The 6,154-nt window shown below is 61.0% G+C and carries 5 protein-coding genes and 1 pseudogene; all 6 read right to left on the bottom strand.

The window, feature by feature from the left end:
- On the bottom strand, positions 1-349 hold a 349-nt coding region (locus GCT13_RS46565; protein ID WP_193727973.1), incomplete at its 3' end, for a GTP-binding protein.
- Between the two features lie 47 nt (positions 350-396).
- Positions 397-2,499 carry an elongation factor G gene (fusA, locus tag GCT13_RS46560; RefSeq protein WP_090873972.1) on the bottom strand — a complete coding sequence of 701 codons (2,103 nt, stop codon included), beginning with the start codon at positions 2,497-2,499 and terminating at the stop codon, positions 397-399.
- 131 nt (positions 2,500-2,630) lie between these two features.
- Positions 2,631-3,101, bottom strand: coding sequence for a 30S ribosomal protein S7 (rpsG, locus tag GCT13_RS46555; RefSeq protein ID WP_006053291.1), 471 nt, complete (start codon positions 3,099-3,101; stop codon positions 2,631-2,633).
- 189 nt (positions 3,102-3,290) lie between these two features.
- Complete coding sequence (gene rpsL, locus GCT13_RS46550; RefSeq protein WP_006053290.1) at positions 3,291-3,671, bottom strand: 30S ribosomal protein S12; 381 nt, start codon at positions 3,669-3,671, stop codon at positions 3,291-3,293.
- A gap of 207 nt (positions 3,672-3,878) precedes the next feature.
- Complete coding sequence (gene recQ, locus GCT13_RS46545) at positions 3,879-5,726, bottom strand: DNA helicase RecQ (protein WP_152768321.1); 1,848 nt, start codon at positions 5,724-5,726, stop codon at positions 3,879-3,881.
- A 218-nt stretch (positions 5,727-5,944) separates the two neighbouring features.
- Positions 5,945-6,154 (bottom strand): annotated as a pseudogene (locus GCT13_RS46540) (group II intron reverse transcriptase/maturase); the annotation flags it as partial.

The raw sequence follows: 6,154 nt of genomic DNA, 5'->3' as shown, positions 1-6,154 counted from the left end.
GCGTTTGCGGCATCGGACCGTCAGCGGCCGAGCACACCAGGATGGCGCCGTCCATCTGCGCGGCGCCCGTGATCATGTTCTTCACGTAGTCAGCGTGGCCCGGGCAGTCGACGTGTGCGTAGTGGCGGTTCGCCGTTTCGTACTCGACGTGTGCCGTGTTGATCGTGATGCCGCGCGCCTTTTCTTCCGGCGCCGCGTCGATCTGGTCGTAGGCCTTTGCTTCACCGCCGAACTTTGCGGTCAGCACCGTCGTGATCGCCGCCGTCAGCGTGGTCTTGCCGTGGTCAACGTGACCGATCGTGCCGACGTTCACGTGCGGCTTGGTCCGTTCGAATTTACCTTTAGCCATGTTTCTCTTCTTTCAAAAAGTTGTTCGATGAATGACTGTGCGAGGTCTTACTTCGACTTCGCGTTGATGATCGCTTCCGACACGTTACGCGGAGCTTCTGCGTAGTGCTTGAATTCCATCGTGTACGTTGCGCGGCCTTGCGTCAGCGAGCGCAGCGACGTCGAGTAGCCAAACATCTCCGACAGCGGCACTTCGGCGCGGACGATCTTGCCACCGCCCACCATGTCTTCCATGCCCTGGACGATACCGCGACGACCCGACAGGTCGCCCATCACGTTGCCCATGTAGTCTTCCGGCGTTTCGACTTCCACGGCCATCATCGGCTCGAGGATCACCGGGCTCGCCTTGCGCATTGCTTCCTTGAACGCCATCGAACCGGCCATGCGGAACGCGTTTTCGTTCGAGTCGACGTCATGGTACGAACCAAACGTCAGGTGAACCTTCACGTCGACGACCGGGAAGCCAGCGAGCACGCCGCTCTTCAACGTTTCCTGGATACCCTTGTCGACCGCCGGGATGTATTCACGCGGAATCACACCGCCCTTGATCTCGTCCAGGAACTCGTAGCCCTTGCCTTGCTCGTTCGGCTCGAGCGTGATGACAGCGTGACCGTACTGGCCGCGGCCGCCCGACTGCTTGACGAACTTGCCTTCCACGTCAGTCGCCGTCGCGCGGATCGTTTCGCGATACGCAACCTGCGGCTTGCCGACGGTCGCTTCGACGTTGAATTCACGCTTCATACGGTCGACCAGAATTTCGAGGTGCAGTTCGCCCATGCCCGAAATGATGGTCTGGCCCGATTCTTCGTCCGTTTGGACGCGGAACGACGGGTCTTCCTGTGCCAGACGGTTCAGCGCCAGGCCCATCTTTTCCTGGTCAGCCTTCGTCTTCGGCTCGACTGCCTGCGAAATCACCGGCTCCGGGAAGATCATGCGCTCGAGAACAATCGGGTGCGCCGGATCGCACAGCGTATCGCCCGTGGTCGCTTCCTTCAGACCGACGGCCGCAGCGATGTCGCCTGCGCGCACTTCCTTGATTTCTTCGCGCTGGTTTGCGTGCATCTGCAGAATACGGCCAAGACGTTCCTTCTTGTCCTTGGTCGAGTTCAGCACGGTGTCACCCGAATTCACGATACCCGAGTACACGCGGAAGAAGATCAGTTGGCCGACGAACGGGTCGGTCATGATCTTGAATGCCAGCGCCGAGAACTTCTCGTCGTCCGACGCCTTGCGCTCAGCAGCCTCACCGCTTTCGAGTTCGCCCTTGACAGGGGGAATGTCGACCGGCGACGGCAGGAAATCGATGACGGCGTCGAGCATGCGCTGCACGCCCTTGTTCTTGAACGCGGTGCCGCACAGCATCGGCTGGATTTCGCACGCGATCGTACGGTCGCGCAGAGCCTTGACGATTTCCGCTTCGGTCAGCGTGTCGCCGCCGAGGTACTTTTCCATCAGCTCTTCGCTGGCTTCAGCCGCCGATTCGATCATCTTTTCGCGCCACTCGTTGCACGTGTCAACGAGTTCAGCCGGGATGTCGACGTAGTCGAACTTCGTGCCTTGCGACGCTTCGTCCCAAATGATCGCCTTCATCTTCAGCAGATCGACGACGCCCTTGAAGTTCTCCTCCGAGCCGATCGGCACCACCACGGGAACCGGGTTGGCCTTCAGACGGGTCTTCAGCTGATCGTAAACCTTGAAGAAGTTCGCGCCGGTACGGTCCATCTTGTTGACGAACGCGAGACGGGGAACCTTGTACTTGTTAGCCTGGCGCCACACCGTTTCCGACTGCGGCTGCACGCCGCCCACTGCGCAGTACACCATGCATGCGCCGTCGAGCACGCGCATCGAGCGCTCGACTTCGATCGTGAAGTCGACGTGACCCGGGGTGTCGATGATGTTGATGCGGTGTTCCGGGTAGTTGTTACCCATGCCCTTCCAGAACGCGGTGGTAGCAGCGGACGTGATCGTGATACCACGTTCCTGTTCCTGCTCCATCCAGTCCATGGTGGCGGCGCCGTCGTGCACTTCACCGATCTTGTGGTTCACGCCGGTATAGAACAGGATGCGCTCGGTCGTCGTCGTCTTGCCGGCGTCGATGTGAGCGCTAATACCGATGTTGCGGTAGCGCTCGATAGGAGTCTTGCGAGCCACTTTGATCCTCTATTGGGATGACACGATGGAACAGAGAGTCCATCGCGCCCTAACACAAACGGGCGAGGCGCCTGTAAGCGCACCCGCCCGGAATTTCTTTCCGCTTTACTGCTAACCCGGGGACGGGACGCTTAGAAACGGAAATGCGAGAACGCCTTGTTGGCTTCTGCCATCCGGTGAACTTCGTCGCGCTTCTTCATTGCGCCACCACGGCCTTCAGCCGCTTCGGAGAGCTCACCTGCCAGGCGCAGGGCCATCGACTTTTCGCTGCGCTTCTTCGCGGCTTCACGCAACCAACGCATCGCCAATGCCATACGACGCGACGGACGCACTTCGACCGGAACCTGATAGTTCGCACCACCAACGCGGCGGCTCTTCACTTCGACCACCGGCTTGACGTTGTTGAGCGCTACCGTAAACACTTCCAGCGGGTCCTTGCCACCCTTGGTCTGGATCTGTTCGAAAGCGCCGTACACGATGCGCTCGGCAACCGACTTCTTGCCGGAGAGCATCAGCACGTTCATGAATTTTGCTACATCAACGTTACCGAACTTCGGATCCGGCAACACTTCCCGCTTGGGGACTTCGCGACGACGCGGCATGTTTCTTCCTTTGACTTTTCAGTTGGAGCAGTGCCTCTGCACCACCCCGCGGCCACCAACTAACCCGATTCATCCATTACGACTTACCAGCCTGGTCGGGTGACCACTTACTCGACAGCACCGGCTATCCGGCACCACCGCTACAACCGCCTTTGCAGGCGACCTGTTACTGCTGCATTGACCGGCTGATTACTTGCCGGCCTTGGCGCGCTTAGCACCGTACTTCGAGCGAGCCTGCTTACGATCCTTGACGCCCTGGGTATCCAGCGAGCCGCGAACCATGTGGTAACGCACACCCGGCAAGTCCTTCACACGGCCGCCGCGAATCAGCACGACCGAGTGTTCCTGCAGGTTGTGGCCTTCACCACCGATGTACGAAATGACTTCGAAGCCGTTCGTTAAACGAACCTTGGCGACCTTACGGAGTGCCGAGTTCGGCTTCTTCGGCGTCGTGGTGTACACACGGGTGCACACGCCGCGACGCTGGGGGCAGTCCTGCAAGGCCGGGCTCTTGCTCTTCGTCGTTTCCGACGTGCGGCCTTTGCGAACCAGTTGATTGATGGTTGGCATTGTTTATTCCTGAAATTGAACAAAATCGACGCATCCATTTCTGGGCAAAGCAAAAACGAATGCGCTTCTGACTTCCTGCCTTGACGGGCTCGCAGAGCTTACGCCGCACGCAATCCTGCCAAGAACCGGAACCTAGCATCATATTCCGAAAATCCTAAACGAGTCAACAGGTTGCGTCGATTCGAGCGGGTTGTCGATGATTCGAGGTCAGTCCGCGGCGACGACTTCGAGCAATTCGTCGCCGAAACGGTCGAGCTTGCGCGCGCCCATCCCCGGAATGTGGCGCAAATCGTCCAGCGATTCGGGCGCATTGCGCGCGATCTCCGCCAGCGTGGCATCGTGGAAAACGACGTAGGCGGGCACGCCGTCGCTCTTCGCCGTTTCGGTGCGCCACGCGCGCAGCCTGTCCCAGCGCGCGCGCTCGCGTGCGCTCATGCCCGCCGTCGGATCGGCGCGCTCGCTCGTGCGTCCGGACGATTGGCGCGTGCGCACCGGCTTCACATAACGGCGCATCGTCACCTGCTGCTCGCCCTTCAGTACGGGCTTGCTCGCTTCCGTCAACACGAGCGCGCCAAAGCCCTCGTGATCGACGGTAAGAAACCCGAACGCGACCAACTGGCGAAAGACCGCTCGCCATTCGTGCTCGGACAACGCCGCACCGATTCCGAACGTACTGAGCCGATCGTGACCGCGCTGCAGAATCTTCTCGTTGCGATTGCCGCGCAGAATGTCGATCAGATGCCCGGCGCCGAAATTGAACCCGCTTGCGCGCTGTGCACGAAAAACGCACGAAAGCGCCATCTGCGATTCACGAGTTGCATCCCACGACGCCGGCGGCTCGATGCACGTATCGCAGTTGCCGCACGGCTTGCCCTCCTCGCCGAAGTAGGCGAGCAGCCGCACGCGGCGGCACGCGGCGGTTTCGCACAGCCCGAGCAGCGCATCGAGCTTGCCTGTCTGCACCCGCTTATGCGCGTCGTCGGCTTCCGATTCGTCGATCATCTTGCGTTGCTGCACGACGTCGCCGAGCCCGTAAGCCATCCACGCGTTTGCCGGCAGGCCGTCGCGCCCGGCGCGCCCCGTTTCCTGGTAGTAGCCTTCGACGCTCTTCGGCAAATCCAGGTGCGCAACGAAGCGCACGTCGGGCTTGTCGATGCCCATGCCGAACGCAATCGTCGCGCACATCACGATGCCTTCCTCGCGCTGGAAGATTTCCTGATGCTGCTGACGCACTTCGAACTCCATACCCGCGTGATAAGGCAGCGCACAGATGCCCTGCCCTTTTAACCACTCGGCGGTTTCCTCGACCTTGCGACGCGACAGGCAATACACGACGCCCGCATCGCTGGTGCCGTCAGCGCGCATGTGTTCCGCGCGAATGAAGTCGAGCAGTTGCGCGCGCGCGTTATCTTTCTCGACGATCCGGTAGCGGATATTCGGCCTGTCGAAGCTCGACACGAAAACACGCGCATCGTCGAGCGCGAGCCGATGAATGATCTCATCGCGTGTGATGGCGTCGGCGGTCGCGGTGAGCGCGACGCGCGGCACGGACGGAAACCGCTCGTGCAGCACCGAGAGCTGAATGTACTCGGGCCGGAAATCGTGCCCCCATTGCGACACGCAATGCGCTTCGTCGATAGCGAACAGGCCGATGCGTGTACGCTCGAGCAGATCGAGAAAGCGCGGCGTCATCAGACGTTCCGGCGCGACGTAGAGCAGATCGATTTCGCCTTCGCGCAGCGCGCGCTCGGTCGCGGCGGCATCGGCGCCTGACAGCGTCGAATTCAGATAGGCCGCACGCACGCCGACTTCCGTCAGCGCCGCCACCTGATCCTGCATCAACGCGATCAACGGCGACACGACGATGCCCGCGCCCAAGCCCGCTTCGCGCCGCACCAGCGACGGAATCTGATAGCACAGCGATTTGCCACCGCCCGTCGGCATCAGCACCAGACAGTCGCCACCTGCGGCGACATGCTCGACGATTTCGCTCTGCTGCCCTCGAAACGCGGGATAACCGAAAACTTCGTTGAGGATATGGAGCGGACGGGACATGAAGAAAAGAGAGAAGAGGGCGGAGACGGTGAAACGAATTTTACCAACGCAATCGCGTTTCGCCTGGGCTTTGTCGCGTAACCATCCATCCGGCGGAGTCGGAACGGCATAGGCCAAACGCGCGATCGATAGATCGGCATAGGGGACGGCCATGAGGCCGTACCCCTGCCACACCACCCGGCATGCGGGTCCGCACCGGGCGGTTCGGGAAGTTGAGGTTACGAGAGTCTTGGCACACCCAGCCGATCGAAGTATGCGAGGGTCAGCACGCGATTCAGGAGCTGGCCGCTGTTACGCCACCAGCGACGGCTGTTCGCCGCCACCTGGTGCGCCACAGCGGACGGTGCCCCCAGCGCCCGTAGCTCCCGGTAGATGGTCGGCCCGCGGCGCCATTGCTTAAGCTGGATGACGCGCAACCGGTGACGCAT

The organism is Paraburkholderia franconis, from assembly GCF_009362735.1.
GTDB classification, from domain to species: Bacteria; Pseudomonadota; Gammaproteobacteria; order Burkholderiales; family Burkholderiaceae; genus Paraburkholderia; species Paraburkholderia franconis.
Note: the sequence above shows the minus strand (reverse complement) of the source record. Positions and strands in the feature narration are given on the sequence as shown.